The organism is Streptomyces sp. NPDC048211 (genome assembly GCF_043202315.1).
Taxonomy (GTDB): domain Bacteria; phylum Actinomycetota; class Actinomycetes; order Streptomycetales; family Streptomycetaceae; genus Streptomyces.
In genome coordinates, this window is record NZ_JBIDAD010000008.1 from 232,593 (window position 1) to 258,682 (window position 26,090).

The following is a 26,090-nucleotide window of genomic DNA, read 5'->3' on the forward strand; positions in this document are numbered from 1 at the left end:
CAATCACTGGCATTGTTGGGAGAGTAGAGCAGCTTCGTACCGATGGGTAGGGATCCGACGGGGGAAAGTTACCGGCGGTACAAGCACCGGCCTCCCTCGTGGCGAGGCCGGTAGGGTGCGGGGGTGGCAGAAGGACACGAGCACCGCGAATACCGCATGGAGGAGCTGGCCGAGGAGGCCGGCATCCCCGTCCGGACCCTGCGCTTCTACCGGGAACGCGGCCTGATCTCGCCACCTCGGCGCGAGGGCCGGATCGCCTGGTACGACGACCACCACCTCGCCCGGCTGCGCACCATCACCGGCCTGCTGGAGCGCGGCCACACCCTCACCGGCATCGCCGACCTGGCCCGCACCTTCGACAGCGGCCGCGACGTCGCCGAGGTGCTGGGCCTGGGCGAACCGACCGAGGAGACCCCGGTCCGGCTCACGCCCGAGCAGCTGGCGGACTACTTCAAGGACGACTCCACGCCGGAGAACCTGGCGACGGCCATGGAACTCGGCTACCTCGGCACGGACGGCGACGCGATCGTGCACATCAGCCGCCGCCTCCTGGAGGTGTCGGCCGAGCTCGTACGCGAAGGGGTCCCGCTCGCCGAGGTGCTCGCCTCCGGCCGCCGGGTCCGCGAGCACGCGGACGCCCTGGCCGACCTCTTCGTCACGACGCTGCGCGCCCACAGCACGGAGGCCGAACCACCCCAACTGCGCCCACTGGCGCGCGCGGTGGTGGACGCGGAACTCTCCATGGCCCTGGACCGGCGGCTGCGGCAGGAGAAGCCGGAGGCGGAGGAGAGGTAGCCGCCCGGACGGTGTGCGGGCGGCTGCTCCGGAGGGCTCCCTCCGCAAAGGCGCCTCGGCCTGCAGCTGTTCTGCAAGTTTTTTGCATCAGGGCACTGGAAGTGTCGCGGGAGCGGGCGGTCGTGGCCGGGGTGAAGCGAGGCACGGGGGTTCCCGTTTCACCCCGCCCGTCGTTCGTGAACCGTTGAAGCAGGGGCCGGGGTGAAGCGAGGCACGGGGGTTCCCGCTTCACCCCGGCCCCCGGGCCGCCGACAGGACGGTGCGGGCCCGGTGCTCCACCGGCCGCAGACCCAGCTCCCGGGCCGCCGCCAGGGCGGCTTCCGCCAGCTCCACGGCGGCCTCGGCGTCCCCCTCCGCGTACCGCACCAGGGCCAGGACGGTCCGGGCCTCCGCCTCCTGATGCCGGAAGCCGGAGCGGCCGGCGATCTCCAGTGCTTCCTCCAAGCACGCCACCGCCTGGGGCAACTCCGCGCTGATACGCGACAGTTCACCGATATTGATCAGACAGTCGATCAGCGCGGTGGGGTCCGCCGTCTCACGGGCGAACGCCAGCGCCTTCCCGGCCAGCGGGCGGGCCAGGTCGAGGCGGCCGGTGTCACGGTGTGCGCGCGCGAGGATCTCGTGGGCGTCCGCTTCGTTGCGGCGCTTGGCGTGTTCCTGGGACAGCCGCAACGCCCGGGTTCCGTCGGCGAGCGCCGCCTCGTAATCCCCCCGGCCGTGGTGAGCTATGGCCCGGTTGATCAGCGGGCTGATGGTGCCCATCGGCTGCCCGTGTCCCAGGGCGAGCTCGATGGCCTCACTCGCGCGCTCGATCGCCTGCTCCGGCTCCCCGAGGTAGGAGTGGATCAGGGCCATCGTGTTGAGGGAGATACCGAGGAGCACCGGGCGGTCGAGGTCGCGGAACAGATCCACACCGCGTTGCTGCCATTCCCCAGCCTCACGCATCTGACCGCGACGCCCGTAGTAGACGGCCAGGTTGGACATGACGCTCACCTCGCCAGGGACGAAGCCGGCGCTCCGGTACCCCGCCAGGGCGCCGAGGAAGTGGTCCAGGTTGCTTCCCTGGTCCTCGGTGTGGTGGCCCAGAACGCCGAGGCTCTGCAGCATCGCCGCCCGCGCGAGGGGAACACCCGCGGCCTCGGCGGCGTGCAGACCGGCGGTGGCTATCGCCTTCCATTCGACCCTGTGGTGACGGTAGTAGACGTACATGCGCAGCTGGTCGGCGATCTGCCAGGCGATGTGCGGCGGGCCCGTCGCGGCAGCGCCGCCGACCACGGCGACCAGGTTCGTGAGTTCCTGGTCGAGCCATCCCAGGGCCTGCCTCCGGTCGGCGAACCGTCCGGAGGCGGCGCGCTCCCGCGGCAGCTGGGCGACACCCGTGTACTCGAAGGCGGTGGCGGCCTCGGCCGTGGCGAGATACCAGTCGCACAGCCGCTGCCACGCCTCCTCGTGCGCGGGCTGCGCCGCGGCGTGCTCTGCCGCGTACAGCCGCAGCAGGTCGTGGAAGACGAAGCGGTCGGCCGCGGTGCGCTGGAGCAGGCTCGCGTCGGCCAGCACATCGAGGAGTTCCTCGGCCGCCGCCGGTTCGGCCCCCAGCAGAGCCGCGGCGGCCTCCGCGCCGAAGTCCGGCCCGGGGTGCAGGCCGAGCAGGGCGAACAGCCGGACCGCGGCCGGATCCAGGACGGCGAGCGAGTGGTCGAAGGCGGTGCGGACCGCGGCCCGGCGGTCACCGGCGATGGAGAGTTTCGCCAGGCGTCCCGCCCCGTCCAGGTCGGCGGTGTAAGCCTCCAGCGACCGTCCCGGCCTGGCCGCGAGATTGGCCGCGGCGATCCGCAGGGCCAGAGGGAGCCGCGCGCACTGCTCGGCCAGCCGCCGGGACGCCTCCGGCTCCGCGGCCACCCGCCCCTCACCGAGGACGCCGGACAGCAGGGCGTGCGCCTCGTCCGGGTCCAGTACCTGCAGCCGTACGGCGTGCGCGGCATGGCTGACACCGAGACCGCGCAGCTCGGGACGGCTGGTGATCAGCACGGCCGCCCCCGCCGTACCGGGCAGCAGCGGCCGGACCTGCTCGGCGTCCGCAGCGTCGTCGAGCACGATGAGCACCCGGCGGCCGGCGAGCCGGCCGCGGAAGACGGCGGCCCGGTCGTCCAGCGCCTCCGGAATCGCGGCCGTGTCCAGGCCGGAGGCGTGCAGCAGGGCCGCCAGGACCTCGGACGGATCGCGCGGCCGGTCGCCCGCGCCCAGCAGCCGCACGTACCACTGCCCGTGCGGGAAGACCGGCCGCAGCCGATGACCGAGGTGCACCGCCATCGCCGTCTTGCCGACGCCGGGCGTGCCGGTGATGACGACCGGCGCGGCGGGTTCACCCTGCGCCGCCGCCGTCAGCAGGGACTCCAGTTCCCGTACCGCCTCATCACGGCCCACGAACCCGGGCACTGCGAAGGGGAGTTGATACTGAACGGTCCAGTCGCGCTGTCCGTCGCCCGTGGCGGCCGCCGTGGGCCGGGCAGGGGCCGCTCCCAGCTCCGGGGCGTCGCGCAGGATCGCCTCGTGCAGGTGCCGCAGGGCGGTGCCCGGGTCGACTCCGAGCTCCTGCGCCAGGCTCCGCCGGAACGATGCGTAGTGAGCAAGCGCTTCGGCCTGCCTGCCGGAGCGGAACAGCGCGGTCATGAGCTGGGCGGCGAGCCGCTCGTCCCACGGATGTTCGGCGGCGAGACCGCGCAACTGCTCGGTGAGGCCGGCCGGCTCGCCCACGGCGAGGCGGTGGTCGACGCGGTCCAGCAGGGCGGCCAGCCGCTCCTGCTCCAGGCGGGCGCGTACGGCTTCGGCCCAGGTGCCGGCTATGCCGGAAATCGGTTCGCCGTGCCACAGGTCCAGCGCCTCGTCCAGAATCCGCTCCGCCTCCGTATCACTGTCGGCGGTGCGGGCCTTCGCGGTCAGACTCCGGAAGCGGTGCAGATCGACGTCGGCGGCCGGGGCCGTGAGCAGGTAGCCGCCGGCCCGGCGATGTATCCCCACCGTGTCGTCGTCCTGCGGGGACAGGGCGCCCCGCAGACGGGCGAGGTAGCTGTGGAGCGTGCTGCGCGCGGTGGGGGGCGGGGAGTCGCCCCATACGCACTGGATCAGATGATCGGTGGAGAGTGTGACCCCCGGGGCCAGCAGGAACGCGGCCAGGACACATCGCTGCTTCGGCGAGCCGAGGGGTAGCGGGCGGCCGTCGCACGAGACCACGACGGGGCCCAGGAGCTGGAATTCCAAGCGGTGTCACCCGTCCGTCGGTTTGCGGCAGGCACGCGTTGCTGTCGGCACCGCCAGGTCGGCTCGGCGCCGCACCGGCGGCGCCGGCCGCACGGTGTCGCCGCGGAGGCTACCGCCGGTGGTCTGTTGAAGCACGCGGCCAACCTAGCGCGGCCCGGCTCCCGCGCCCGAGGAGGGGGGCGACCGCCCCCGGGCCCGGCCGGCCCTCCGGGGCGCGACGAACGCCGGGCGGGAGACGGCGTTCCGCGCTCTCGGTGGACGGGCCGGCACGGGCGTCCGGCGGCACAGCCGTCCGGCGGCACGACCGTCGGGCGGCACGGGCATCCGGCGGCACAGCCGGACAGAGGCTTCCCCCGCCACCGCCCTACAGGTCGAACACAGCGGTCACGGGCGCGTGGTCGCTCCACCGCTCCTCGTGGGTGGCGGCCCGCTCGACGTACGCCTTCACGGCCTTCGCCGCCAGCCCGGCGGTGGCCACCTGGTAGTCGATGCGCCAGCCCGTGTCGTTGTCGAAGGCGCGCCCGCGGTAGGACCACCACGAGTAGGGACCCTCCACGTCCGGGTGCAGGGAGCGCACGACGTCGACGTACGCGGCCTCGCCGAAGACCCGCGTCATCCACTCCCGCTCCTCGGGGAGGAAGCCGGAGTTCTTCTTGTTGCCCTTCCAGTTCTTGAGGTCGGCCTCCTTGTGGGCGATGTTCCAGTCGCCGCACACGACGACCTCGCGGCCCTCGGCGGCGGCGCGCGTCTTCAGGCCGGTGAGGTAGGGCAGGAAGGCCGCCATGAAGCGCTCCTTCTCCTCCTGCTTCTCCGTGCCGACCTCGCCCGAGGGGAGATAGAGGCTCGCGACCGTGACGCCCGGCAGGTCGATCTCGACATACCGCCCGCTCGTGTCGAACTCCTCGCCGCCTTCGCCCGCGAAGCCTCCGAACCCGATCTGGACGCGCTCGGGCGCCCGGCGGGAGTAGAGCGAGACCCCGGCCCGGCCCTTGGCGGCGGCAGGGGCGTGGACGGTGTGCCAGCCCTCCGGCTCACGTACCTCCTCGGGCAGCTGCTTCGCCTCGGCCCGCACCTCCTGGAGGCAGATCACATCGGCGTCGGTCTGCGCCAGCCACTCGACGAAGCCCTTCTTCGCGGCGGCGCGGAGACCGTTTACATTCACGGTGGTCACAGTGAGCATTCCGGCACGATACCGACCCGGTAGCCCGCATACATGTACCATCTATTGCATGCTTATCCAGCCTCGTCCGTACGATCACCCCGATGCCGTCAAACTCAACGATCTCGTGCAGCTCGAATACGCCGAGCGCTACGGGGACGAGGGCGACATCACACCGCTGGACGCCACGATGTTCGACCCGCCGCACGGCCTGTACCTGCTCGCCTACGACGCGTCGGACCGCCCGGTGGCCACCGGCGGCTGGCGCTCGCAGGAGCGCAATGCCGAGGGCTACTCGGACGGCGACGCCGAGCTCAAGCGGATGTTCGTGATAGCCGAGGGCCGCGGCCAGGGGCTGGCCCGCCGCATCCTGGCCGCCCTGGAGGCCGACGCCCACGCGGCGGGCCGCACCCGCATGGTGCTGGAGACCGGCGACCAGCAGCCCGAGGCGATCGCGCTCTACCTCTCCAGCGGCTACACACCCTGCGAGAAGTTCGGCCACTACCGGACGTACGACAGCAGCCGCTGCTTCGCGAAGCCGCTCCGCCCCTAAGGCCTGTCGAGGTCCTGGGCCAGCGCCTTCGCCAGGAACCGCACCACCGCGTCGTTGAACGCCTCCGGCCGCTCCACACCGGGCAGATGACCGGCCCCCTCGATCACGACCAGCTCCGCGCCCGGGATCAGCCCGTGCAGGAGCCGGGCCTCCGGGACGGGCGTGTAGACGTCGTCCGCGCCGACGAGGACGAGGACCGGCACATCGGCCCCGGCGAGCGAGTCGCGGTAGTCGGGCCGCTCGGCCCGGCCCCGCAGCGCGGCCGCCGCCCCCTCGGGAGAGGTGTTCCGCATCATGCGCAGCACCCGCGCGGCGACGTCCGGCAGCCCGGTGACGTTGTACGGGGCCAGCATCTTGTCGATCACCTCGTCCGCGTACCCGCCCATACCCTCGGCGAGCAGCCGATCGGCGAGGCGGTTACGGAACGCCTTGCCGTCCGGCGTCTCGGCGACCGGTGACGTGTCGGACAGGACCAGCGCCGCCACCCGGTCCGGGTGGGCGCGGTGGAACTCCATGGCGATCTGACCGCCCATGGACACCCCGCCGACGACGGCCCGTGCGATGCCCAGGTGTTCCAGCAGCGCGGCGATGTCCCCGGCGAAGTCCGCGAGCAGGGTGCGGCCGGGGACGATACCACTGTCCCCGTACCCCCGCAGATCGGGGACGACCACCCGGTATCCGGCCGTGACCAGCGCCTCGGTCTGCGGCTGCCACATGGTCCGGTTGAACGGGTGCCCGTGGACGAGGACGACGGGCGGCTTTTCCCCGGCCGGCCCCAGGTCGTCGTACGCGAGCACCGTGCCGTCCTCCGCGGTGAACCGGGCGCTCACCGGACCACGCGCCCGACACCCACGTAGAAACCACTGCGCTCGACGACCGGCGCCGGCTCCTCCCGGTACCACTCGGTCGCGGGGACGAGCCCCGGCTCGACGAGCTCCAGCCCCTCGAAGAACGGCTCGACCTCTGCGCGCGTACGCATCCGCAGCGCGATGGCGCCCTTCTTGTACGCCGTCTCGGTCTCCTGCTTCAGCTCCGGGTGCTGGTCGGCGGTGCCGTGCGAGAGGACCAGGTAACTGCCGGTGGGCAGCGCGTCGACCAGGGTGCGGGTGATGCCGTACGGGTCCTGGTCGTCCGGCATGAAGTGCATCAGCGCGATGAGGGACAGGGCGATGGGCCGGTCGAAGTCCAGGAGTTTCCTGGCCCGTTCGAGGATCGCCTCCGGCTCCCGCACATCGGCGTGGAGGTAGTCCGTGGCGCCTTCCGGCGTACTGACGAGGAGCGCCTCCGCATGGCGCAGGACGATCGGGTCGTTGTCCGCGTAGACGATTCGGGCCGTCGGCGTGATCGCCTGGACGATCTGGTGGAGGTTGGGCTCGGTGGGGATGCCTGTACCGATGTCCAGGAACTGGTCGATCCCGCCGCGCGCCAGCCAGGCGGAGGCCCGGTGCATGAACGCCCGGTTCCGCGCGGCGTTCCCGCGCGCCTCCTCCGGCAGGCTCTCCGCCACCTGCTGATCCACCGGGTAGTTGTCCTTGCCGCAGAGCAACCAGTCGTAGACACGGGCGGGATGGGGCCTACTGGTGTCGATCCGGGGCTGGGACTGGGACTGGGGCTCGGGCTGGGGCTGAGGTATTCCTGTCGTCACAGGACGCTCCTTGGTGCGGAGAACTTCACGAGCGGGTAAACGCTTTCAGCGTAGGCGACGGTGGCCGCCACCCGGCCCCGGGCGACCGCGCCGATACCTCCGACGCCCGTACACCGCCCTTGCGTTGAAGCGCACTTCAACAAGCACACTCCCTTCCACGGCCGCCGAACGACGGTGACCGGAACCGGAGGGGAACGTCATGAAGTACCGCACCATCGGCACAGATCCCGCCACCCGCCGCGAGGTGAGCGTCCTCGCGCTCGGCGCGATGCTCTTCGGGTCGGTCACCGACGAGCGGACCTCGTTCGCGATCCTGGACCACTTCGTCGAAGCCGGCGGTACGTTCATCGACACCTCCGACAACTACGCGTACTGGGTCGAGGGCGGCCTCGGCGGCCAGAGCGAACGGCTCCTCGGCGCGTGGCGGCGCAGCCGCGGCATCGGGGACGAGATCGTCATCGCCACCAAGCTGGGCGCCGAACCGCTCGCCCCCGGCACCGGGTTCGTCGACAACCCGGAGGGCCTGTCGGCGAAGGCGGTCCACGAGGCCGTCGAACGCAGCCGGGAACGCCTCGGGGTGGAGAAGCTCGACCTGCTCTACGCGCACATCGAGGACCGGACCGTCCCGCTCGCCGAGACCGTCGAGGCGCTCGGGGAGCTGAGCGCTGCGGGCACGGTCGGGCTGCTGGGCGCCAGCAACCACGCCACCTGGCGGGTGGAACGCGCCCGGGCGCTCGCGGCCGCCGCCGGGCTCCCCGGCTACGAGGTGCTGCAGTACCAGCACAGCCACCTGCGCCCCCGCTTCGACGTCCCCAGCCCCCTCTTCGAGGACGGCAGCCTGGGCCACGCCGGGCCGGAGCTGCTCAGTTACCTGCGCGCCGAGCCGGACCTGACCCTGGTCGCGTACTCCCCGCTGCTCGCCGGCGCGTACACCCGCCCGGACAAGCCGCTCCCCGAGGACTACGACCACCCGGGCACCCCCGCCCGCCTCGCCGTCCTGCGCGAAGTCGCCGCCGAGACGGGGGCGAGCATCAACCAGGTCGTCCTGGCCTGGCAGATCGGCGGCCGGCTTCCGGTGATCCCGCTGGCCGGGGCGTCGTCGGTGGCCCAGCTGAAGGAGAACCTCGCGGCCGTGGACCTGGAGCTGACGGACAAACAGCGGGCGCGCCTGGACGGGGCGCACTGAGGCGCGGGGCCCGGACCCTCAGTTCTTCCCTCCAGGGCCGCTGAGGCGCTGCGGGCGCCTGAACCTCTTCCCGTTCCGTGGAGTGCGCGCGGGCGGCGGCGTCGGGCGCGGCGGGGGGCTGCGTTCCGTTCTCGGCGTGGCCGCCGCCCCGGGAGGCGGGACGCCGCGGCTTCAGGCTGCCGCGCGTGCGTCGAGCGGGCGGCGACGGAGCGCGGTCTCGGTCAGTGAGCGCGGCGGGAACGAGGCGGCCGGGTTGTACAGGTTCGTTCCGGGCGGAACGATGGCGTCGATCCGGTCGAGCGTCGCATCGTCCAGGGTCAGTGCGGCGCCCTTGAGCAGGTCTTCCAGCTGCTGCATCGTCCGCGGTCCGATGATGGCCGACGTGACGGCCGGGTGAGCCACCGTGAAGGCCACGGCGAGCTGCGGCAGGGTGCAGCCGATGCTCTCCGCGAGTTCGACGAGCTGTTCCACGGCGTCGAACTTGGCCGCGTTCGCAGCGAGCGCGGGATCGAAGTTCGCCGGCCGGATCGCGGCACGACCGGTGGCCAGGTCCGCGGGTACGTCCTTGCGGTGCCTGCCGGTGAGGAATCCGAAGGCCAAGGGGCTCCAGACCAGTACCCCCATGCCGTAGCGCTCGCAGACCGGCAGGAGCGAGGACTCGATGCCACGGGCCAGGATCGAGTAGGGCGGCTGGTCGGTGCGGAAGCGTCCCAGGCTGCGGCGCTCGGATACGTGGTGGGCCTCGACGATCTCCTCGGCCTGGTAGTTCGAGCAGCCGAACGAGCGGATCTTCCCCTGGCGCACGAGGTCGTCGAGGACGGAGAGGGTCTCCTCCACATCGGTGGTGTGGTCGGGGAAGTGGATCTGGTAGAGATCGATCCAGTCGGTGTTCAGACGCCGGAGGCTGTCCTCGACCGCCTTGAGTATCCAACGCCGCGAGTTTCCGCCGCGATTGGGACCTTCGCCCATCGGGAAGTGGACCTTGGTGGCGAGCACGACGTCGTCCCGGCGCCCGCGCAGCGCCTTGCCCACGATCTCCTCGCTCTCGCCCCGGCCGTACATGTCGGCCGTGTCGACGAAGTTGATCCCCTGGTCGAGGGCCGTGTGGATGATGCGGGCGCAGTCGTCGTGGTCGGAGTTGAATCCCTCCTGGAACATCATGGTGCCGAGGCAGTGGACGCTGACCTCGATGCCGGTCCTGCCGAGGGCGCGATAGCGCATGGTGGTGCTCCCTTGATAACGATCACGCTGGGCGACAGGAGCGTCGGCCGCACGAGGAACCCTAGGAACTAGAGCCCTCTCTAGATCAAGCCCGTTAGCCTGGGCGGCATGGTTGAGGTTTCCACGAGCCTGAGCATCGGACAGGTCGCCGAGCGCACCGGTCTGAGCGTTCACGCGCTGCGCTTCTACGAGCAGGAGGGCCTGTTCGTCAACACCGTGGTCCGCGGGCCCGGCGGGCGCCGCGTCTACAGCCAGGACGACGTGGACTGGCTGACCGTCTGCATCATCCTCCGCGCCTCCGGCATGCCCCTGACCGTGCTTCGCCGGTACGTCGAGCTCGTCAGAGAGGGCGCCGGCAACGCGGAGGACCGTCTCGCGCTCATGCGTGAGCACCAGAAGCGGGTCACCGCCCAGATCGGCAGGCTCACCGAGTCCCTGGACCTGATCACCTTCAAGGTCGGGGTGTACGAGGACCTTGTCGCCCAGGGGGACGCCGCCGGGGCATGCCACGGCCCGTCCCTCGCCTGACGAAACGCTCACACCACGCGCCTTCTTGGGCGTAGGAAGACCGCTTCCCCGGACGGACGTGAACAAGGACGGGCGGCCGGCCGCCCACGGTGAGGCGGGCTGCTCATGCCGCGGGAGGACCGTCCGGGCCGCTGTCAGTGGCGTCGGGGATGATCGGGCATATGACACGTGGTTCCCGAGAGGCTTTTCGCTCTCTCGCCTTGCAGCATCTGTCGCCCGGGGACGCCGGGAAGTGGCTCGGCCTGCTTCGCCCCGGAGTGCGTCTTCAGGTGGCGACCGGTCCGGACGCCGTGGTGGGCCGGCTCGGTGGCCTGCCAGGTCTGGCGGCCGCGACGGAGTGGCCGGTGTGGGAGGGGAACGGCCCGCTCTCCTTCGTCGCCTCGATCGACTGCGCACGCCTGCCGACGTCTGCGCCGGACATCGGTCTGCCCACGGCGGGAACGCTGCTGTTCTTCTACTTCGACGGGCAGCTGGACGACGGCGACGCTCTCGTCCTGGCCGAGGACCGGGAGAGCTGGGCGGGCGCCCGCGTGCTCTACGTCGCAGCCGGCGAAGAGGTTGCGGAGCGTGAGGCTCCGGCGGGACTCACGCCGTATCCGGTGGTGACGCTCACCGCTCGGACGGAGATGACGGCGACCGAGCCCTGGCATCCGTCCGTCCGCGCCGCGTTCGCGCCGGATGCCCCGATGAGAAACCGGTACGACCACCCCGTGTGCTCGCAGAAGTTCCTCGACGCGCTGGGGGAGTTCGACGGCGAGGTGGGACACCGGATCGGCGGCCACCCTCACTCGATACAGAACCCGGTCGAGATCGAGATCGCGGAGGCGGTCCTCGACGGCCAGGTGCCGTGGGACGACCCCCGGCTGTCCCAGGAGGCGGGCGGCTGGGTGCTGCTGGCCCAGTTCGACAGCGAGGACGCCGCGGACATGATGTGGGGCGATGCCGGAGCCCTGTACTGGCTGATCCGCCCGGAGGACCTGGCGGAGCGGCGCTTCGAGCGGGCGATGTTCACCTGGCAGTGCGGCTGATGGCCGCGGCACCTCCCGACTGGGGAGTCCAGTACACGCTGAGCCTGCCGAATGAGGCCGCCGCCCGGGCCGCCGCGGCCGAGGTGTCCGGCCAGGGGCACCGTCTGACGGCCGTGCGGGTCCACGATCACTTCCGGTACGTCCCGTCGAGCCCCTCGTACGACCGGCCGTCGATGGACCCGGAGCTGGAGGGCTGGTGGCAGGTCTTATCACTGGCCGTCCACAGCGGGTACGAACGGATGGCTCTTGAGCCGTTCCTCCGGAGTCAACGGATTCGAGTCGCCCAGGTGGCCCGCGCCCACGGCGGTTTCGCGGAGGGTTCCGCCGAAGGGCATGCCGTGACGCTCGAAGAGTTCTTCGCCCGGGACGGCCTGGTCCATGAGCGGACCGGCGCCGAAGTCCCCCTTCCGAGTCCACTGCCCACGGATCCCGCACGCCCTGCGGCCGGTCCGCCCTGGAAGCCCAGTGAGATCGGTGAGCCCGCAGCGGTGATCCAGGCCGTGGTGGCGGTCGCGGAACGCATGTACGGCAGTGCGGAGGACGCGCCGGACGCCGTGGGGTGGCTGCTCGATGAGGAGTTCGCGTGCGGCGAGCCCTACGAGTCCACGGGTGACTTCCTCGGCGATCTCTCGGACGCGGTGGCCCACCAGGGCACCTGCACCGACGCCACGGTCGAGGCCGTCCCGTTCCTCGTGGAGCTGATCTGCGACGAAAGCATCGCGCCCGGCGGCCGGTTGGTTCTGCTCGGCGACCTGTTGCGGCTTGCGGCTTCGGGTCCCACGGCAGCGGTCTCCCTGGCCGACCGCGTCACCGCGCTCGGAGGTGCCTGGCAGGAGCCCGCGGCTGCCTGCCTGACACGCCGGGCCATCGCCGACGGACTGCCGAGGCTGCTGTCCCGCCGGGAGGGAGAGAGTGACGGCGTCCGGTTCGTTCTCGCCGCCCTCACGGCGCTCTGTGGTCTTCCTGACCGGTGCGCACTCTCGGGGCCGGCCGCTCCGCCGGCTCCGGCAGGCAGCTCCCGCGCCGATGTCGTATCGCTCGTGGCAGCGCTGCTCCAGGACGACCGGGAAGGCGTGGTCACCGCACTGGACCGGCTGGCGTCCTGGTCGCCCGGCATCGCCGAGAAGGCCGGCCCGCACGTAAATCCTCGGACTCTGGGACGGGCGATCCTCCCGTTGCTCGTCCTGGAAGACGTGACGTCAGGCATCGCGGCAGAACGTGATCTGCCGTAGCCGCCCACGCCATGGACGTACGCGCGGACGCGGACGCGACGCATGACGACGACGGCTCCTGCCCCCCGCCCGGCGCGGAGGCTGATCGTGCTGAAGGACGGTGGTTCGGCCGCTGCCCGGCGCGGAGGCTGATCGTGCTGAAGGACGGTGGTTCGGCCGCTGCCCGGCAGAGCGTGCTGAAGATTTTCCACGAGGAAGCGTCAGGACTTGTGGATCGTGCCGGATTGGCGTTGATCCACATCTTGCAGCCGGCGGTTCGCCGCGTTCCGAACGCGGCGGGTTCGTCCCCGTTCGGCGAGCAGGCTGAGGGCCTCATGTGAGGTGACGACGCGTACGACCGTGGCCGTGCGTTGGAACCAGTCGGTTGCGGTGGTGAGCTCCTCCGCGGTCCACGGCTCATCCAGCGCGACTGCTCTGAGCAGGGTCCACTCGCGCAGCCGACGGGCGAGGAAGGGTCGGTCCCCGATGACGGTCGCGAAGGTGTTGGCCCAAGCGGTGAACGCCGGGTCGGTCAGCAGGTCGGCGGCCCGACGCTCAAGCCGGCGGTTGACCGCGGCCTCCGCCATCGATACGTGCGGATCGTTCAGGACGGTGGCCACCAGGGCGGCCTCGTCCGCCTCCGAGACATCTTCCAGATCCTGCAGGTAGCTGCGGTAGCGGAGGTGCTCGGGGGGCTCCTCGTCGAGGGACTGGTCGGTCATGCGGCGAGCCTTTCCGGTCGCTGGAGCCAGCAGGCGGGACGGACCGGGATCACGCGTGCCCGCATACAGCCCACAAACGCCGTATACACCTGAACCTCCCCGAAACATCAGGCCGACGACCGCCAGGCAACCGCCTCCGGCACCGATCGCGTTCGGATCACTCCTCCAACAACCCCCGGAAACGCCAAGATCCCGCCCGATCAATCAGATCGGACGGGATCTTGTGAACTCTTCCTGAGCTGACTCAGAAACAGCCTTGCAGGGTGGACCTGTGGGGATTTGAACCCCAGACCCCCTCGATGCGAACGAGGTGCGCTACCAGACTGCGCCACAGGCCCTTGCAACGAGTGAAACTTTAGCACCCCGACCGGGGTGCTCGGAAATCCGTTCCGCGCTGGTCAGCCGAGTCGGTGTGGCAGTCGGTGTCGCAGCGGGCGGGGCGGGCGTCTCACTCGTTGGCCGCGCGGGGGCGGTCGTCCTCGTCGTACTGGTCGAAGAGCGGTGTCCGGCCCCGGTCGCGCGCGCGGCGGGACTGGGCGGAGCGCTGGCGGGGCGCCGGGTCGACCGGGGCAGCCGCGGTCTGCGGGGTGGCCGCCGGGGTGGGCTCGGCGGTGCTGGAGCGGGCCGCGCTCCAGGTCTCCGGGTTGCCGACCTCGACGCCGCCCGTGGCGCGCGGGGCGACCGGGGCGGTGACATAGGTCGGCAGCGGGACGGGGACGGGCTCCCAGCTGTCGCCCTGGACCCGGCCCCGCTCGCGCTGCTGGTCGACCCACTCCGCGTGGTCCGTCTGCTCGACCAGGGCGCGGCGGCCCGCCTCCTGCGGGGAGACCGTGGGGGTGGGTTCGGGCCCGGGGTGACGGGCTTCGGGGTCCTCGTCGGACTCGGCGGGGGCCGTCGCGGCCGGCTGGTGGCGACGGGGGCGGCTCTCGCGGAGCCGCTGCGCCGCGACCTCCGCCCGGCGCCGGTCCATGGTGAAGGCGAACCTCCGCCGCTCCTGCGCGCGCAGATGCACGATGTACGTGCTCAGCAGCACGGCGGGAACCGCGGGAGCCCAGAGGAGACGGAGGCCGCCGACCGCGGCGACGACCGCGCCGAGCGTGAAGCCGAGAAAGAGGACGACGGTGGTACGGCGACGGCGCGCGAGGACCTGCAGGCGCTGCGCACGCCGGGCGCGCTCCGCGTCGATCCCGCCGGGGCGCGGGCGCCTGGCCGATCCCGACGCGGATGCGGAGACGGAGGAACCGGTGGGCGCGGGCCGCTTACGGGCCGCGCGTTCCTGGGCGGAGTCCCCCTGGTCGGAGTGCTCCGGCGCACGGGCCGGGTCGTGCACCCGGGCCTCGGTGTGCGCCGGAGGCGCGGAAAAGGCCCGGACGTCGACGGAATCCATTCGGTCCGTGACTGCGTCCGGGTCGGCGTCGGGCGCCGCCTCCTCGTCGGTGCGCTCCCGCAGCTCCTTGGCGTACCGGCGCTCCATCGCCGCGCGTCCGGACAGCAGCCGGATGGCGGTGCTGAAGCGTTCCGTCGGACGGGCTTCGTTGAGCTCGTCCTGCCTGCGGAGCCACATCGGTACCAAGTAGGCGGCCCATGCCCCGACAATGACTGCGTAGATCAGGCCGCTGCTGCTCACATCTCACACCGTAGAGGGGTTTGCGTGGAGGCATCCGCCAATTGGCGCGGTGTGTCGCACGATCTGGCTGATATCACGGACTTTTTTTGTGATTGTTCGGATCAACAGTCGGCGTGTGTGCGTTCGTTAGCGGTCATCGCCCGATCAATTTCGAACACACATTTCATTTCACGTGAAACTCCGGACGCTCCGGAGGCTGCGGACGCGCCCGGTGCCACCTCCGCAGCAGGCCGTCGGGCACCTCCTCCGCGGTGAGCGCGTAGATCAGATGGTCCCGCCAGGCGCCGTCGATGTGCAGATAGCGGGGCCGCAGCCCTTCCTCACGGAATCCGAGTTTCTCCACCACCCGGCGGCTGGGCCCGTTCTCCGGGCGAATGCACACCTCGATGCGGTGCAGTCCGACCACGCGGAAACAATGGTCGACGGCGAGGGCGACCGCGGTCGGCATCACGCCCCGGCCCGCCACCTCCTGGTCCACCCAGTAGCCCACGTGACCCGAGCACATCGACCCCCAGGTGATTCCGGCCACGGTCAGCTGACCGACCAGCCGGCCCTCGTACTCGATGGCGAACGGCAGCATCCGTCCGGCGTTGGCCTCGGCGCGCAGATGGCGGACCATCTGGCGGTACGTGGGGCGCTGCGCCACCGGGCCGCCGGGAGCGGGCGGCGGCACGGTCGCCTCCCAGGGGCGCAGCCAGTCCCGGTTGCGCCGGTTGACCTCACGCCACACGCGCTGGTCGCGCACTTTTATCGGCCGGAGGGCGACGTCGCCGTCCACCAGGATCACCGGCCAGGTCGGGACGTTCAGCTCGGGCTCCCCGGTCGGGGGTGATCGCCGCCGCGGAGCTGCTCGACGGCGTGCACCAGGAGTCGGGTCAGGACAGCGAGCCCGTCGCGCACCCCGCCGGTGGAGCCGGGGAGGTTGACGACGAGCGTGCGGCCGGCCACGCCCGCCAGACCGCGCGAGAGTGCGGCCGTGGGGACCTTGTCCCGGCCCTCGGCGCGGATCGCCTCGGGGATGCCGGGCACCTCGTGGTCCAGGACGCGGCGGGTGGCCTCGGGGGTGCGGTCGGTGGGCGAGATGCCCGTACCGCCGGTGGTCACGATGACGTCGTAGGCGGCGGCCACCCCGGCCCGCAGCGCCTGTTCGACCGGGTCGCCGTCGGGGACGACCTGGGGTCCGTCGACGGTGAAGCCGAGCCCGGCCAGCGCCTCGGCGATCAGCGGGCCGCCCTTGTCGGCGTAGACCCCGGCGGAGGCCCGGTTGGACGCGGTCACCACGAGGGCGCGGTAGCCGGCGGAGGGCGCCTGCGGGGTGCTCATGCGTCCGCCCCGCCGGGCGCGTTGCGCCGGTAGTCGCCGGACTTGCCGCCCGACTTCGCCTCGACCCGGATGTCCGTGATGACCGCGGACTTGTCGACCGCCTTGATCATGTCGACGACGGTGAGCGCGGCGACCGAGACCGCGGTCAGGGCCTCCATCTCCACGCCCGTGCGGTCCGTCGTCTTCACGGTGGCCGTGATCTCCACCGCGTCGTCGGCCACGGCGAGATCGACCGTGACACCGGAGACGGCGAGCGGGTGGCAGAGGGGGATCAGGTCCGGGGTGCGCTTGGCACCCATGATCCCGGCGATGCGTGCGGTGGCGAGGGCGTCGCCCTTGGGGACCCCCTCGCCCCGGAGCAGCTCGATGACACGCGGCGAGACGAGGACCCGGCCGCCGGCGCGGGCGACGCGCGCGGTGACGTCCTTCGCGGAGACGTCGACCATGCGGGCGGCGCCCGCCTCGTCGATGTGCGTCAGCCTGTTCTGCGTACTCAACTAACTCCGCCTAGCGGTAGGGCGCCGGTTGCCCCGGTGCTGCACCGGGGTGCAGGTCCGGGGTCCGGGGGGTGTCCCCCGGAAGGCACAGCGGCAGATACCGTACCGCCACCGGGCGCCGGTCAGCGGAGCAGGATCACCTCGGTGTCCGCGCCGGGCTCGGCGGAGGTGATGTCCTCGGGCAGCACGATCAGCGCGTCGGCCTGGGCGAGCGCGGCGATCAGGTGCGAGCCGGAACCGCCGACAGGGGTCACGGTGCCCGCCTGCGCGTCGTACGTACCGCGCAGGAACTGCCGCCTGCCGGCCGGTGAGGACAGCGCCTTGTCCGTGACCAGCGAGGCCCTGACGGTCGGGCGGTTCACGTCGGGCAGGCCCATCAGGGTGCGGATCGCGGGCCGTACGAACAGCTCGAAGGACACGTAGCTGGAGACCGGGTTACCGGGCAGCGCCAGCAGTGGGGTGTGATCGGGGCCGATGGAGCCGAAGCCCTGCGGCTTGCCGGGCTGCATGGCGAGCTTGCGGAAGTCGACGCCGCCGCCCGGCTCATCCTCGTCGCCCACCGAGGACAGGGCCTCCTTCACGACGTCGTACGCGCCCACGCTGACGCCGCCCGTGGTGACGACGATGTCGGCCCGGATCAGCTGGTCCTCGATCGTGGACCGCAGCGTCTCGGCGTCGTCGGACACGGCGCCGACCCGGTAGGCGATCGCTCCGGCCTCGCGCGCGGCGGCCGTCAGCGCGAAGCTGTTCGAGTCGTAGATCTGGCCGCCGGTCAGTTCCTCGCCGGGCTGGACCAGTTCGCTGCCGGTGGAGATGACGACGACGCGCGGCCGGGGCCGCACCTTCACCGTGGAACGGCCGATCGCGGCGAGCAGGCCGATCTGCGGCGCTCCGATCACCGACCCGGCACGCAGCGCCAGATCGCCCGGCCGGACGTCGCTGCCGCGGTCCCGGACATGGGCACGGGCCTTGACCGGCCGGTGGACGCGGACCTCGCCGGCCGCCCCCTCGGGGGCGTCGCTGTGGGCGCGCATCGTGGCGGCGGGTCCCTCGCCCGTGCCGCCGTCGGTCCACTCGACCGGGATCACCGCCTCGGCACCGGCCGGAAGCGGGGCGCCCGTCATGATGCGGGCGGCCTCGCCCGGCCCCACGCGCTGGTCGCCGAGCAGTCCGGCGTCGCCCGCCGCGACGTCCCCGATGACGGTGAGGACGGCGGGGAACTCCTCGGTGGCGCCCTCCACATCGGCGACACGGACCGCGTAGCCGTCCATCGAGCTGTTGTCGAAGGGCGGCAGGGCGATCTCCACCACGACGTCCTCGACCAGGACGCAGCCCTGCGCCTCGGGCAGTTGCAGCTCGATGGGTTCGAGCGGCCTCACCGCGGCGAGGATGTCTTCCAGGTGCTCGTCCACCGACCAGATCGTGCTGCTCAAGGTCCTACATCTCCTCGGTGACGTAACTGCGGAGCCAGGTCCGGAACTCCGGGCCCAGGTCTTCACGTTCGCACGCGAGTCTGACAATGGCACGGAGGTAATCGCTCCGGTCACCGGTGTCATAGCGGCGGCCCTTGAAGACGACGCCGTGCACCGGGCCGCCGGTCTTCTCGTCCTCGGCCAGGAGCTGGAGGGCGTCCGTCAGCTGGATCTCGTCGCCGCGGCCCGGCTCGGTCCGGCGCAGTATGTCGAAGACCGCGGGGTCCAGGACGTAGCGGCCGATGATGGCGAGGTTGCTGGGCGCGTCGGCCGGTTCGGGCTTCTCGACCAGGCCGGTGATTCGCACCACGTCGCCCTCGGCGGTCGGCTCGACGGCCGCACAGCCGTACTGGTGGATCAGTTCCGGCGCGACCTCCATGAGCGCGATGACGCTGCCGCCCTCGCGCTCCTGGATCTCCACCATGCGCGCCAGCAGCGGGTCGCGCGGGTCGATCAGGTCGTCGCCGAGCAGGACCGCGAACGGCTGGTCGCCGACGTGCGGTGCCGCGCACAGCACCGCGTGGCCGAGGCCCCTCGGGTCGCCCTGGCGGACGTAGTGCATGGTGGCGAGGTCGCTCGACTCCTGGACCCTGCGCAGCCGTTCGGCGTCGCCCTTGCGGGTCAGCGCCGACTCCAGTTCGTAATTGCGGTCGAAGTGGTCCTCCAGGGGACGCTTGTTGCGACCGGTGATCATCAGGACGTCGGAGAGTCCGGCGGCGACCGCCTCCTCGACGACGTACTGGATGGCAGGCTTGTCGACGACAGGAAGCATCTCCTTGGGCGTGGCCTTGGTGGCCGGCAGGAAGCGGGTGCCGAGGCCTGCCGCCGGGATGACAGCCTTGCTGATCCTGAGGTTCGACTGAGTCATGCGCAGAACCCTAACCGGCGCAGATGGGCGGAAGGTGAGCCTCCGGTTAACTTTGTACTTAAATATGCCGGTACGAGAGGCTCTAGGGGTGCCCTGTTGAACACCGACATGTCCGCAAAGGCGCTGTTGCGGCGTGATCTGCTCGCCGCACGACGCCTTCTGACCAGTGAGGACGCCGATCGGGCCGCCGCGGTTCTGGCCCGTCGCGCACTCGAACTCCCGGAGGTCGCCGGGGCCCGTACGGTCGCCGCGTACGTCTCGGTGGGGCGGGAGCCCGGGACCCGTGCCCTGCTGGACGCGTTGCGCGCACGGGGCGTTCGCGTCCTGCTGCCGGTACTCCTCGCGGACAACGACCTGGACTGGGCTCCGTACGAGGGAGCGGACCACCTCGGGAAGGCCGGCCGCGGGCTCCTGGAGCCCGACGGGGTGCGGCTCGGCCCCGACGCCGTCCTGGACGCGGAGGTGGTGCTGCTTCCCGGCCTCGCCGTGGACGGGCGCGGGATGCGGCTCGGCCGCGGCGGCGGCAGCTACGACCGGGTGCTGGCGCGCCTCGCGGCGGCCGGGGCGCATCCCGCGCTGGTCGTGCTGCTGTACGACGACGAGGTGACCGCGCGGGTCCCGGAGGAACCGCACGACCACCCCGTGGACGCCGTGGTGACACCGGCCGGCCCGCGCCGCTTCGGCGACGCCTGAAGGTCTGCCGGCAGCGGCCGGTCCACGGACCCCGGAGGCGCTCTCCGAAGGGCCGGGGGCCGGCCTTCGGAGGAGCCTGCGAGGGACGCGGCCCGCCCTTACGGCTTCAGCGTCAGCGTGTCCGTGGTCGCCTCGGACACCGCGTTCGTGCCGAAGGACCAGTCGAGCAGTTCACCGTTGACCCACTTGTCGGTCTGGTCGGTGTAGTGCGCGCTGAACGCGTGCCCGGAGGCGCCGGTGAGGTTGATCCAGCGGGACTTGTCCCAGTCCCCCACGTTGACGACCATCCGCATCGACGGGACCCAGACGACCTCGTAGCCGCCGGCCGCGTTCCACCCGGTGGCGTTCACCGCGGCCTCACCGCCGCCGAGGTTCCAGGGGCCCCGGTTGAGCGCCCGCTGGAGCAGTCCGGGCCCTTCCGTGCCGAGGGTCTGGTTCTTCAGGGTCAGCTGGTGCAGCCGGCCCCAGCTCCAGGTGGTGATGTCCTTGCCGAGCTTGGCCGTCAGCTCCCAGCGGGCGTCCTTCATCGCGCGGGCGAAGAGCTCCTCGCGGTTGTCGGTCGCCCGGTCCTTGCGGTTCGCCGGCGCCTTCCACCACGCGCTGTCCGGCTTGTCCATGAGGTTCGCGACCACCTGGTACCAGCGGTCACCGCCGTCCGGCTGCGCGGAGTCGGCGTCGCGCTGACCGCATTCGCGTACCAGCGTGTCCTGCTCGTCGACCGGACCCGAGCTCTTGGCCGGGGGCACGTTCAGGCACTCGCCCTCGACGCGCATCTCCTTGGGCAGCTTGTCGCCGAAGGCCAGCTTGAGGATGTTGCGCCAGACCGCGTTGAAGTACGCGGCGGCGGCCGAGTCGGCCTCCTGGGTGTAGTCCCAGCCCTCCAGCAGCTTCTGCGCCTCGCGGATGTCCTTGTCCGAGATGTTGATCTTCATCAGCTCGGGCACCAGCAGCGCGGCGATCTCGCTGGTGTTGTCCATCTGCATCTTCTGCATGTCTTCGGTCGAGATCTTCCCGCCGCCCTTGATCTTCGACTGGACGAGGTCGTTGATCCGCTGGCTGCGGCTGCCGTAGCCCCAGTCCTTGGTGAGCAGGTACGGGTACTTGTCCTCGTCGACCACCGCCTGGTTGGCGGTGACGATGTAGCCGCGCTTGGGGTCGTACTCGTACGGCAGCTCATCGAACGGGATCGGGTCCTTCTTCCAGCCGTACGCCGAGGACCAGCCGGGGCTGGGCATCGTGCCGTCACCGGACGTGCGGACCGGGATCTTGCCGGGGGCCTGGTAACCGATGTGGCCCTTGGTGTCGGCGTAGATGAGGTTCTGCGAGGGGACCTCGAAGTGCTCGGCCGCCGCACGGAAGGAGGCGAAGTCCTTGGCCCGGTTGAGCTCGAAGACGGCGTCCATGGTCTTGCCGGGTTCCAGCGCGGTCCACTTCAGCGCCACCCCGTAGCCGTCCGCCCGGTCGGGGGCGGCATTGCTGACGGGGGCCTTCTGGCCGACCTTCTCCAGCTCGCTGCTGCGGTCGGAGACGAGCGGGCCGTTGTTGGTCTCGCGCACGGTGATGTGCCGGCTCTTCCCGCCCGCGACCTTGATGGTCTCCTCGCGGACCGTGAAGGGCTTCACCTTGCCGTCGTACAGGTAGCCGTCGCCCGAGACCTTCTCCAGGAAGAGGTCGGTGACGTCGGCGCCGAGGTTGGTGAAGCCCCAGGCGATGTCCTGGTTGTGGCCGATGACCACGCCGGGCATGCCGGAGAAGGTGTAGCCGGCGGTGTCGTACTTGCAGGTCGCCGAGACAGCGCGGCAGTGCAGCCCCATCTGGTACCAGAGCGAGGGCAGCTGCGGCGCCAGGTGCGGGTCGTTGGCCAGCAGCGGCTTGCCGGTGGTCGTGTACTGCCCCGAGACGACCCAGGAGTTCGAGCCGATGCCGTTGCCGTTGGGGCCCAGCAGGGCGGGGATCTCGTCCAGGGTGTCGGAGAGCGCGCCGAGCTGGGCGGTGAGGCCCTGGGTGGCGCCCTCGGCGGTCGCCGAGCCGGTGCCGGCGGACGGCGTCGCCTGCGGATCGAACGTCCCGGTGACCGGGGAGATCCCGCCCTCGCTGACGATCGGCTCGTGCTTGTCGTACGGGTAGGGCGGGTACAGGTCCTCGATCTGCTTCGCGTCGAGCCGGCTGGTCATCAGCGAACGGTCGATCTCGTCCTGCATGTTGCCGCGCAGGTCCCAGGCCATGGCCTTCAGCCAGGCGACCGAGTCGACCGGGGTCCACTCGGTGGGCTTGTAGTCGTTGGTGAAGCCGAGGGCCGCGTACTCGACGGAGATGTCCTTGCCGTCGCGGTCCTTGAGGTAGGCGTTCACCCCGTCCGCGTACGCCTGGAGGTTCTTCTTGGTCTCGTCCGACAGGACGTTGTCGTACTCCTCCTGCGCGACCTTGCGCCAGCCCAGCGTGCGCAGGAAGGAGTCCGTCTCGACCTGTCCGGAGCCGAACATCTCGGAGAGCCGGCCGGCCGTCATGTGACGGCGGACGTCCATCTCCCAGAAGCGGTCCTGCGCCTGGACGAAGCCCTGGGCGCGGAAGAGGTCGGCGTCTGAGTCCGCGTAGATCTGCGGGATCCCGTAGCTGTCGCGCTTGACTTCGACGGTGCCGCCGAGTCCGGCGAGCCGGGCCGTCCCGGTGGTCTGGGGGTACGAGGCGCGCACAGTGGATACGGACCAGTACGTTCCGTAACCGATACCCGCGACAAGCGCCAGCACCAGAACGATCACGATCAGGCGGGCGCGTCGCCCCTTCTTCTTGACGGTCCCGCCGCCGGCGGTACCGGTGGAGCCGGAAGAGGCGGTTGTGTTGGCGGGCATCGCTGTCCTTCGAGGGGCAGGGTGGTCCTGGGAGTGCAGGAGCAACCATAGGCGCAGCGCCGAGGCCGGTCCGACGCGGTATCGGGATGGTTCGAATTGCGTAGCGATCGCACGAATGCTCGAACGCATCAAGAAAACGTTAAAGATTAGGTAAGGTAACGAAGTAACCCGCCGCCGGAAGTCGATCCGGCAGGCGTACGCAGGGAAGGACCGGCCACTGACTGTCCACGCGCTCAACGAACTCCTGCTCGTCTGCTCGCTCGTCCTGCTCGTCGCGGTGGCCGCGGTACGCATCTCGTCCCGCAGCGGGCTCCCCAGCCTGCTCCTGTACCTCGGCATCGGGATCGCCCTGGGCCAGGACGGCTTCTTCGACGTCAAGTTCGACAATGCGGAACTGACCCAGGTGATCGGCTACGCGGCCCTGGTCGTGATCCTCGCCGAGGGCGGCCTCGGCACGAAGTGGAAAGAGATCAGACCCGCGTTGCCCGCGGCCGTCGTCCTCTCCCTCGTCGGCGTGGGCGTGAGCGTGGGCGTCACCGCGGCCGGAGCGCACTACCTGGTCGGCCTGGAATGGCGGCAGGCGCTGATCATCGGCGCCGTCGTCTCGTCCACGGACGCCGCCGCGGTCTTCTCCGTCCTGCGCAAGGTACCGCTGCCCGCCCGGATCACCGGCGTCCTGGAGGCCGAGTCCGGCTTCAACGACGCCCCCGTGGTGATCCTGGTCGTGGCCTTCTCCACCGTGGGACCGGTCGACAGCTGGTACGTCCTGGTCGGCGAGATAGCCCTGGAGCTGGCGATCGGCGCCGCCATGGGCATCGCCGTCGGCTGGCTCGGCTCGTACGGACTGCGGCATGTGGCACTGCCCGCCTCGGGCCTCTACCCGATCGCCGTGATGGCGATCGCGGTGTCCGCTTACGCGGCCGGCGCGATGCTGCACGGAAGCGGATTCCTCGCCGTCTACCTCGCCGCGATGATCCTCGGCAACGCCAAACTGCCGCACTGGCCCGCCACCCGCGGCTTCGCCGACGGGCTCGGCTGGCTGGCCCAGATCGGCATGTTCGTCCTGCTCGGGCTGCTCGTCACCCCGCACGACCTGATCGACGACTTCTGGCCCGCCGTCGTGGTGGGACTGGTGCTGACCGTGGTGGCGCGGCCGCTGGAGGTCTTCATCTCGCTGGCGCCCTTCCGGCTCCCCTGGCAGGAGAAGGCCCTCATGTCCTGGGCCGGACTGCGCGGCGCGGTGCCCATCATCCTGGCGACCATCCCCATGGTGTCCGGGATCGAGGGCTCCACCCGGGTCTTCAACATCGTCTTCGTGCTCGTCGTCGTCTACACCCTCATCCAGGGACCGACCCTGCCCTGGCTCGCCAAGGCCCTCAAGATCGCCGAAGACCCGTCCGAGGCGGCCGACCTGGGCATCGAATCGGCGCCCCTGGAGCGGCTGCGCGGACATCTGCTCTCGGTGGCCATCCCCGCGAAGTCGAAGATGCACGGCGTCGAGGTCGGCGAACTGCGCCTGCCCGCGGGAGCGGCGGTGACTCTGGTCGTCCGGGACGGCAAGAGCTTCGTACCCGCACCCTCGACCGTGCTGCGCCGGGGCGACGAACTGCTGGTCGTGACGACCGATCCGGTGCGCGACGCCACCGAGGCCCGGCTGCGCGCGATCGGCGAGGGCGGCAAGCTGGCCGGCTGGCTGGGCGCCGGCAGCGCGGGCGACGACGGACCCCACGTGGGCAACGCGCTCAAGGCGGTCAAGAAGCTGGGCAGGACGGACGACGCCAGAAAGCACGAGGGACGGTCGCGTGACGCCAAGGCGCACCACTGAGGGTGCGCCGAGGATGCGCGATGCCCCCGTGTTCGCAGGTGACAGGGGTTGGCTTGCACACATTCACAGGGGCGCAGGCGTCTTTGCCTGTAGCATGAAGAAAACCTAGATCGACCTATTTGATCCACCAACTCTGCCTGATGCAGAGCTGGCGCGACCGTATGGCGGTCGTGGCGTCCTCCGCCTCTGTCGCGAGCGCCCGGCATCTACCGCAGTTCCGCGCGAAGAGGACAGCTCTCGGCAGCTCCTGACCGGGTCCGCACCCACGTGCCGGCCCGCCTCGCAGGAGCACGGCCACCAGGCGGCAGAAAGGCATGGACCGTGGCGTCCACGGTCTCCGACCGCCCCGGATACGGGCAGTTGCTGCGCACCCCGGGTGCGTGGACCTTCCTCCTGCCGGGCTTCGCCGCACGGCAGCCCTTCGCGATGCTGACCATCGGCATCGTTCTGCTCGTCCAGCACACCACCGGTTCGTACGGCAGCGCCGGCGCCGTCGCCGCCGTGACCGGCGTCTCGATGGCCCTGTTCGCCCCCCAGACCGGCAAGCTCGCCGACCGCTTCGGCCAGCGTGCCGTGCTGCTGCCCGGCGTCCTCGTACACACGGCGTCCGTCTCCGCCCTGACCGCGCTCGCGCTGGCGGACGCCCCGATGTGGGCGCTGTTCGCCGCGGCCGTTCCGACGGGCGCCTCCGTCCCGCAGATCGGCCCGATGGTGCGCGCCCGCTGGGCGGCCGTGCTCGGGGCCGCTCCGGGCCGCGAGGCCTCGCCGCTCATGTCGACGGCGGCGGCCTTCGAGTCGGTGACGGACGAGTTCACGTTCGTCATCGGTCCGGTCCTCGCCACCGCGCTGTGCACCGGCGTGCATCCGGCGGCGGGGCTGATCGCCGAGGCCGCACTGACCCTGTGCGGCGGCCTGCTCTTCGCCGCGCAGCGCGCCACCCAGCCCGCGGTGCGCAACGCGTCGGCCGCCGGCTCCCGGCGCCACACCTCCGCACTGTCCGTGCCCGGCGTCCGCGTGCTCGCGGTGGCCTTCCTCGGGATCGGCGCGGTGTTCGGCGGGATGCAGGTCTCGCTGACCGCCTTCGCCGAGGAGATCGGCAGCCCCGGTGCGAACGGCCTGCTGTACGGGATCTTCGCCGCCGGCAACATGCTGGCCGGTATCGCCTGCGGGGCCATCGCCTGGAAGAGCGGCCCGCGGCGCCGGCTGATCGCCGGATACGCGGCCCTGACCCTCACCGCGTCGGGCCTGTGGGCGGTGCACTCCGTGCCGCTTCTGGCAGGACTCGGACTGCTGGTCGGACTCTCCATCGCCCCGGCCCTGATCAGCGGCTACACCCTGGTCGAGGCGCTCGTCCCGGGATCGGCGCGGACCGAGGCGTTCACCTGGCTCACGGGCGCGGTCGCGCTCGGCCAGGCGGCGGCGGTGACGGTGGCCGGGCAGCTCGCGGACGCCCATGGCGCGAGCACCGGATTCCTGGTGCCGCTGGTGGGTACGGTGCTGGCGCTGGTGACCCTGGTGAGCCTGCGTTCGCGGCTCCTCCCGAGAAGTTCGGGGCGGACCGTGGCACGTGGGATCGGTCACCGCGGGCCGGTCACGGTGGACTGATGCCGAGGAATACGTCAGTATGGAG

The 26,090-nt window shown here is 71.2% G+C and carries 22 protein-coding genes and 1 tRNA gene; 9 read left to right on the plus strand and 14 right to left on the minus strand.

Going from position 1 to position 26,090, the window contains the following annotated elements:
- The first annotated feature begins 156 nt into the window (after nucleotides 1-156).
- Nucleotides 157-795: a MerR family transcriptional regulator gene (locus ACGFZA_RS27875; protein WP_385279129.1), complete on the plus strand. Its 639-nt coding sequence runs from the start codon at nucleotides 157-159 to the stop codon at nucleotides 793-795.
- A 228-nt stretch (nucleotides 796-1,023) separates the two neighbouring features.
- Here ACGFZA_RS27875 and ACGFZA_RS27880 read toward each other — a convergent pair whose 3' ends face one another.
- Both ACGFZA_RS27880 and ACGFZA_RS27885 read right to left on the minus strand, forming a co-directional pair.
- Nucleotides 1,024-4,053, minus strand: a complete 3,030-nt coding sequence (locus tag ACGFZA_RS27880) for a BTAD domain-containing putative transcriptional regulator (protein ID WP_393682648.1) — start codon at nucleotides 4,051-4,053, stop codon at nucleotides 1,024-1,026.
- A gap of 364 nt (nucleotides 4,054-4,417) precedes the next feature.
- The gene (locus ACGFZA_RS27885; RefSeq protein WP_385278950.1) at nucleotides 4,418-5,233 is read right to left on the minus strand and encodes an exodeoxyribonuclease III; all 816 of its coding nucleotides are present in this window, start codon (nucleotides 5,231-5,233) and stop codon (nucleotides 4,418-4,420) included.
- Nucleotides 5,234-5,282: 49 nt separating this feature from the next.
- Between ACGFZA_RS27885 and ACGFZA_RS27890 the strand changes: the two genes are divergently transcribed.
- A complete protein-coding gene (locus ACGFZA_RS27890; protein ID WP_393682650.1) occupies nucleotides 5,283-5,765 on the plus strand; it encodes a GNAT family N-acetyltransferase in 483 nt (160 codons plus the stop codon).
- Here the strand turns inward: ACGFZA_RS27890 and ACGFZA_RS27895 are convergent.
- Together ACGFZA_RS27895 and ACGFZA_RS27900 are read right to left on the minus strand one after the other, a co-directional pair.
- Complete coding sequence (locus ACGFZA_RS27895; RefSeq protein ID WP_393682652.1) at nucleotides 5,762-6,595, minus strand: alpha/beta fold hydrolase; 834 nt, start codon at nucleotides 6,593-6,595, stop codon at nucleotides 5,762-5,764. The two genes, ACGFZA_RS27890 and ACGFZA_RS27895, sit on opposite strands and share 4 nt — an antisense overlap.
- Nucleotides 6,592-7,410, minus strand: coding sequence for an SAM-dependent methyltransferase (locus tag ACGFZA_RS27900; protein ID WP_393682654.1), 819 nt, complete (start codon nucleotides 7,408-7,410; stop codon nucleotides 6,592-6,594). Before ACGFZA_RS27900 ends, ACGFZA_RS27895 begins: the two co-directional genes overlap by 4 nt.
- A gap of 199 nt (nucleotides 7,411-7,609) precedes the next feature.
- On the opposite strand from ACGFZA_RS27900, the gene ACGFZA_RS27905 reads away from it, so the two are divergent.
- The gene (locus tag ACGFZA_RS27905; RefSeq protein ID WP_393682656.1) at nucleotides 7,610-8,596 is read left to right on the plus strand and encodes an aldo/keto reductase; all 987 of its coding nucleotides are present in this window, start codon (nucleotides 7,610-7,612) and stop codon (nucleotides 8,594-8,596) included.
- Between the two features lie 171 nt (nucleotides 8,597-8,767).
- Here ACGFZA_RS27905 and ACGFZA_RS27910 read toward each other — a convergent pair whose 3' ends face one another.
- Complete coding sequence (locus ACGFZA_RS27910; protein ID WP_393682658.1) at nucleotides 8,768-9,817, minus strand: aldo/keto reductase; 1,050 nt, start codon at nucleotides 9,815-9,817, stop codon at nucleotides 8,768-8,770.
- A gap of 108 nt (nucleotides 9,818-9,925) precedes the next feature.
- On the opposite strand from ACGFZA_RS27910, the gene ACGFZA_RS27915 reads away from it, so the two are divergent.
- The 3 genes from ACGFZA_RS27915 to ACGFZA_RS27925 all read left to right on the plus strand — a co-directional run bounded on the left by ACGFZA_RS27915 (nucleotide 9,926) and on the right by ACGFZA_RS27925 (nucleotide 12,605).
- Nucleotides 9,926-10,345, plus strand: a complete 420-nt coding sequence (locus ACGFZA_RS27915; RefSeq protein WP_385278963.1) for a MerR family transcriptional regulator — start codon at nucleotides 9,926-9,928, stop codon at nucleotides 10,343-10,345.
- 200 nt (nucleotides 10,346-10,545) lie between these two features.
- Nucleotides 10,546-11,373 carry a YwqG family protein gene (locus ACGFZA_RS27920; protein WP_393682661.1) on the plus strand — a complete coding sequence of 276 codons (828 nt, stop codon included), beginning with the start codon at nucleotides 10,546-10,548 and terminating at the stop codon, nucleotides 11,371-11,373.
- A complete protein-coding gene (locus tag ACGFZA_RS27925; RefSeq protein ID WP_393682663.1) occupies nucleotides 11,373-12,605 on the plus strand; it encodes a hypothetical protein in 1,233 nt (410 codons plus the stop codon). The genes ACGFZA_RS27920 and ACGFZA_RS27925 overlap by 1 nt, the downstream gene beginning before the upstream one ends.
- A gap of 200 nt (nucleotides 12,606-12,805) precedes the next feature.
- On the opposite strand, the gene ACGFZA_RS27930 is transcribed toward ACGFZA_RS27925, so the two are convergent.
- From ACGFZA_RS27930 to galU, 8 genes are all read right to left on the minus strand, one after another.
- Nucleotides 12,806-13,306 (minus strand): hypothetical protein, encoded by a 501-nt coding sequence (locus tag ACGFZA_RS27930; protein ID WP_393682665.1) that lies wholly within the window; start codon nucleotides 13,304-13,306, stop codon nucleotides 12,806-12,808.
- Nucleotides 13,307-13,570: 264 nt separating this feature from the next.
- Nucleotides 13,571-13,644, minus strand: a tRNA-Ala gene (locus ACGFZA_RS27935).
- A gap of 110 nt (nucleotides 13,645-13,754) precedes the next feature.
- The gene (glpR, locus tag ACGFZA_RS27940) at nucleotides 13,755-14,933 is read right to left on the minus strand and encodes a gephyrin-like molybdotransferase receptor GlpR (RefSeq protein ID WP_393682667.1); all 1,179 of its coding nucleotides are present in this window, start codon (nucleotides 14,931-14,933) and stop codon (nucleotides 13,755-13,757) included.
- A gap of 163 nt (nucleotides 14,934-15,096) precedes the next feature.
- A complete protein-coding gene (locus tag ACGFZA_RS27945) occupies nucleotides 15,097-15,720 on the minus strand; it encodes a GNAT family N-acetyltransferase (RefSeq protein ID WP_393682669.1) in 624 nt (207 codons plus the stop codon).
- 17 nt (nucleotides 15,721-15,737) lie between these two features.
- Entirely contained in the window at nucleotides 15,738-16,256 is a 519-nt protein-coding gene (locus tag ACGFZA_RS27950) for a molybdenum cofactor biosynthesis protein B (protein WP_385278975.1), read from the minus strand.
- Nucleotides 16,253-16,753, minus strand: coding sequence for a cyclic pyranopterin monophosphate synthase MoaC (moaC, locus tag ACGFZA_RS27955; protein ID WP_385278977.1), 501 nt, complete (start codon nucleotides 16,751-16,753; stop codon nucleotides 16,253-16,255). Before moaC ends, ACGFZA_RS27950 begins: the two co-directional genes overlap by 4 nt.
- A gap of 122 nt (nucleotides 16,754-16,875) precedes the next feature.
- Nucleotides 16,876-18,186, minus strand: coding sequence for a gephyrin-like molybdotransferase Glp (glp, locus tag ACGFZA_RS27960; RefSeq protein ID WP_385278978.1), 1,311 nt, complete (start codon nucleotides 18,184-18,186; stop codon nucleotides 16,876-16,878).
- Between the two features lie 4 nt (nucleotides 18,187-18,190).
- A complete protein-coding gene (gene galU, locus ACGFZA_RS27965; RefSeq protein WP_385278980.1) occupies nucleotides 18,191-19,093 on the minus strand; it encodes a UTP--glucose-1-phosphate uridylyltransferase GalU in 903 nt (300 codons plus the stop codon).
- A 108-nt stretch (nucleotides 19,094-19,201) separates the two neighbouring features.
- Between galU and ACGFZA_RS27970 the strand changes: the two genes are divergently transcribed.
- Nucleotides 19,202-19,786, plus strand: coding sequence for a 5-formyltetrahydrofolate cyclo-ligase (locus tag ACGFZA_RS27970; RefSeq protein ID WP_393682894.1), 585 nt, complete (start codon nucleotides 19,202-19,204; stop codon nucleotides 19,784-19,786).
- A 98-nt stretch (nucleotides 19,787-19,884) separates the two neighbouring features.
- Here the strand turns inward: ACGFZA_RS27970 and ACGFZA_RS27975 are convergent, their stop codons facing one another.
- A complete protein-coding gene (locus tag ACGFZA_RS27975) occupies nucleotides 19,885-22,635 on the minus strand; it encodes a penicillin acylase family protein (RefSeq protein ID WP_385278984.1) in 2,751 nt (916 codons plus the stop codon).
- Between the two features lie 277 nt (nucleotides 22,636-22,912).
- Here ACGFZA_RS27975 and ACGFZA_RS27980 point away from each other — a divergent pair, with 277 nt between their 5' ends.
- A complete protein-coding gene (locus ACGFZA_RS27980; RefSeq protein WP_385278986.1) occupies nucleotides 22,913-24,460 on the plus strand; it encodes a potassium/proton antiporter in 1,548 nt (515 codons plus the stop codon).
- A 321-nt stretch (nucleotides 24,461-24,781) separates the two neighbouring features.
- Entirely contained in the window at nucleotides 24,782-26,065 is a 1,284-nt protein-coding gene (locus tag ACGFZA_RS27985) for an MFS transporter (protein ID WP_385278988.1), read from the plus strand.
- Nucleotides 26,066-26,090: the final 25 nt, after the last annotated feature.

What these genes read in the sequence shown, in the direction of transcription:
- ACGFZA_RS27915 (WP_385278963.1), top strand. Translation starts at nt 9,926, where the DNA reads ATGGTTGAGGTTTCCACGAGCCTGAGCATCGGACAGGTCGCCGAGCGC.
- ACGFZA_RS27875 (WP_385279129.1), top strand. Translation starts at nt 157, where the DNA reads ATGGAGGAGCTGGCCGAGGAGGCCGGCATCCCCGTCCGGACCCTGCGC.
- ACGFZA_RS27890 (WP_393682650.1), top strand. Translation starts at nt 5,283, where the DNA reads ATGCTTATCCAGCCTCGTCCGTACGATCACCCCGATGCCGTCAAACTC.
- galU (WP_385278980.1), bottom strand. Translation starts at nt 19,093, where the DNA reads ATGACTCAGTCGAACCTCAGGATCAGCAAGGCTGTCATCCCGGCGGCA.
- ACGFZA_RS27885 (WP_385278950.1), bottom strand. Translation starts at nt 5,233, where the DNA reads ATGCTCACTGTGACCACCGTGAATGTAAACGGTCTCCGCGCCGCCGCG.
- ACGFZA_RS27910 (WP_393682658.1), bottom strand. Translation starts at nt 9,817, where the DNA reads ATGCGCTATCGCGCCCTCGGCAGGACCGGCATCGAGGTCAGCGTCCAC.
- ACGFZA_RS27925 (WP_393682663.1), top strand. Translation starts at nt 11,373, where the DNA reads ATGGCCGCGGCACCTCCCGACTGGGGAGTCCAGTACACGCTGAGCCTG.
- ACGFZA_RS27975 (WP_385278984.1), bottom strand. Translation starts at nt 22,635, where the DNA reads ATGCCCGCCAACACAACCGCCTCTTCCGGCTCCACCGGTACCGCCGGC.
- ACGFZA_RS27970 (WP_393682894.1), top strand. Translation starts at nt 19,202, where the DNA reads ATGTCCGCAAAGGCGCTGTTGCGGCGTGATCTGCTCGCCGCACGACGC.
- ACGFZA_RS27905 (WP_393682656.1), top strand. Translation starts at nt 7,610, where the DNA reads ATGAAGTACCGCACCATCGGCACAGATCCCGCCACCCGCCGCGAGGTG.
- ACGFZA_RS27950 (WP_385278975.1), bottom strand. Translation starts at nt 16,256, where the DNA reads ATGAGCACCCCGCAGGCGCCCTCCGCCGGCTACCGCGCCCTCGTGGTG.
- ACGFZA_RS27930 (WP_393682665.1), bottom strand. Translation starts at nt 13,306, where the DNA reads ATGACCGACCAGTCCCTCGACGAGGAGCCCCCCGAGCACCTCCGCTAC.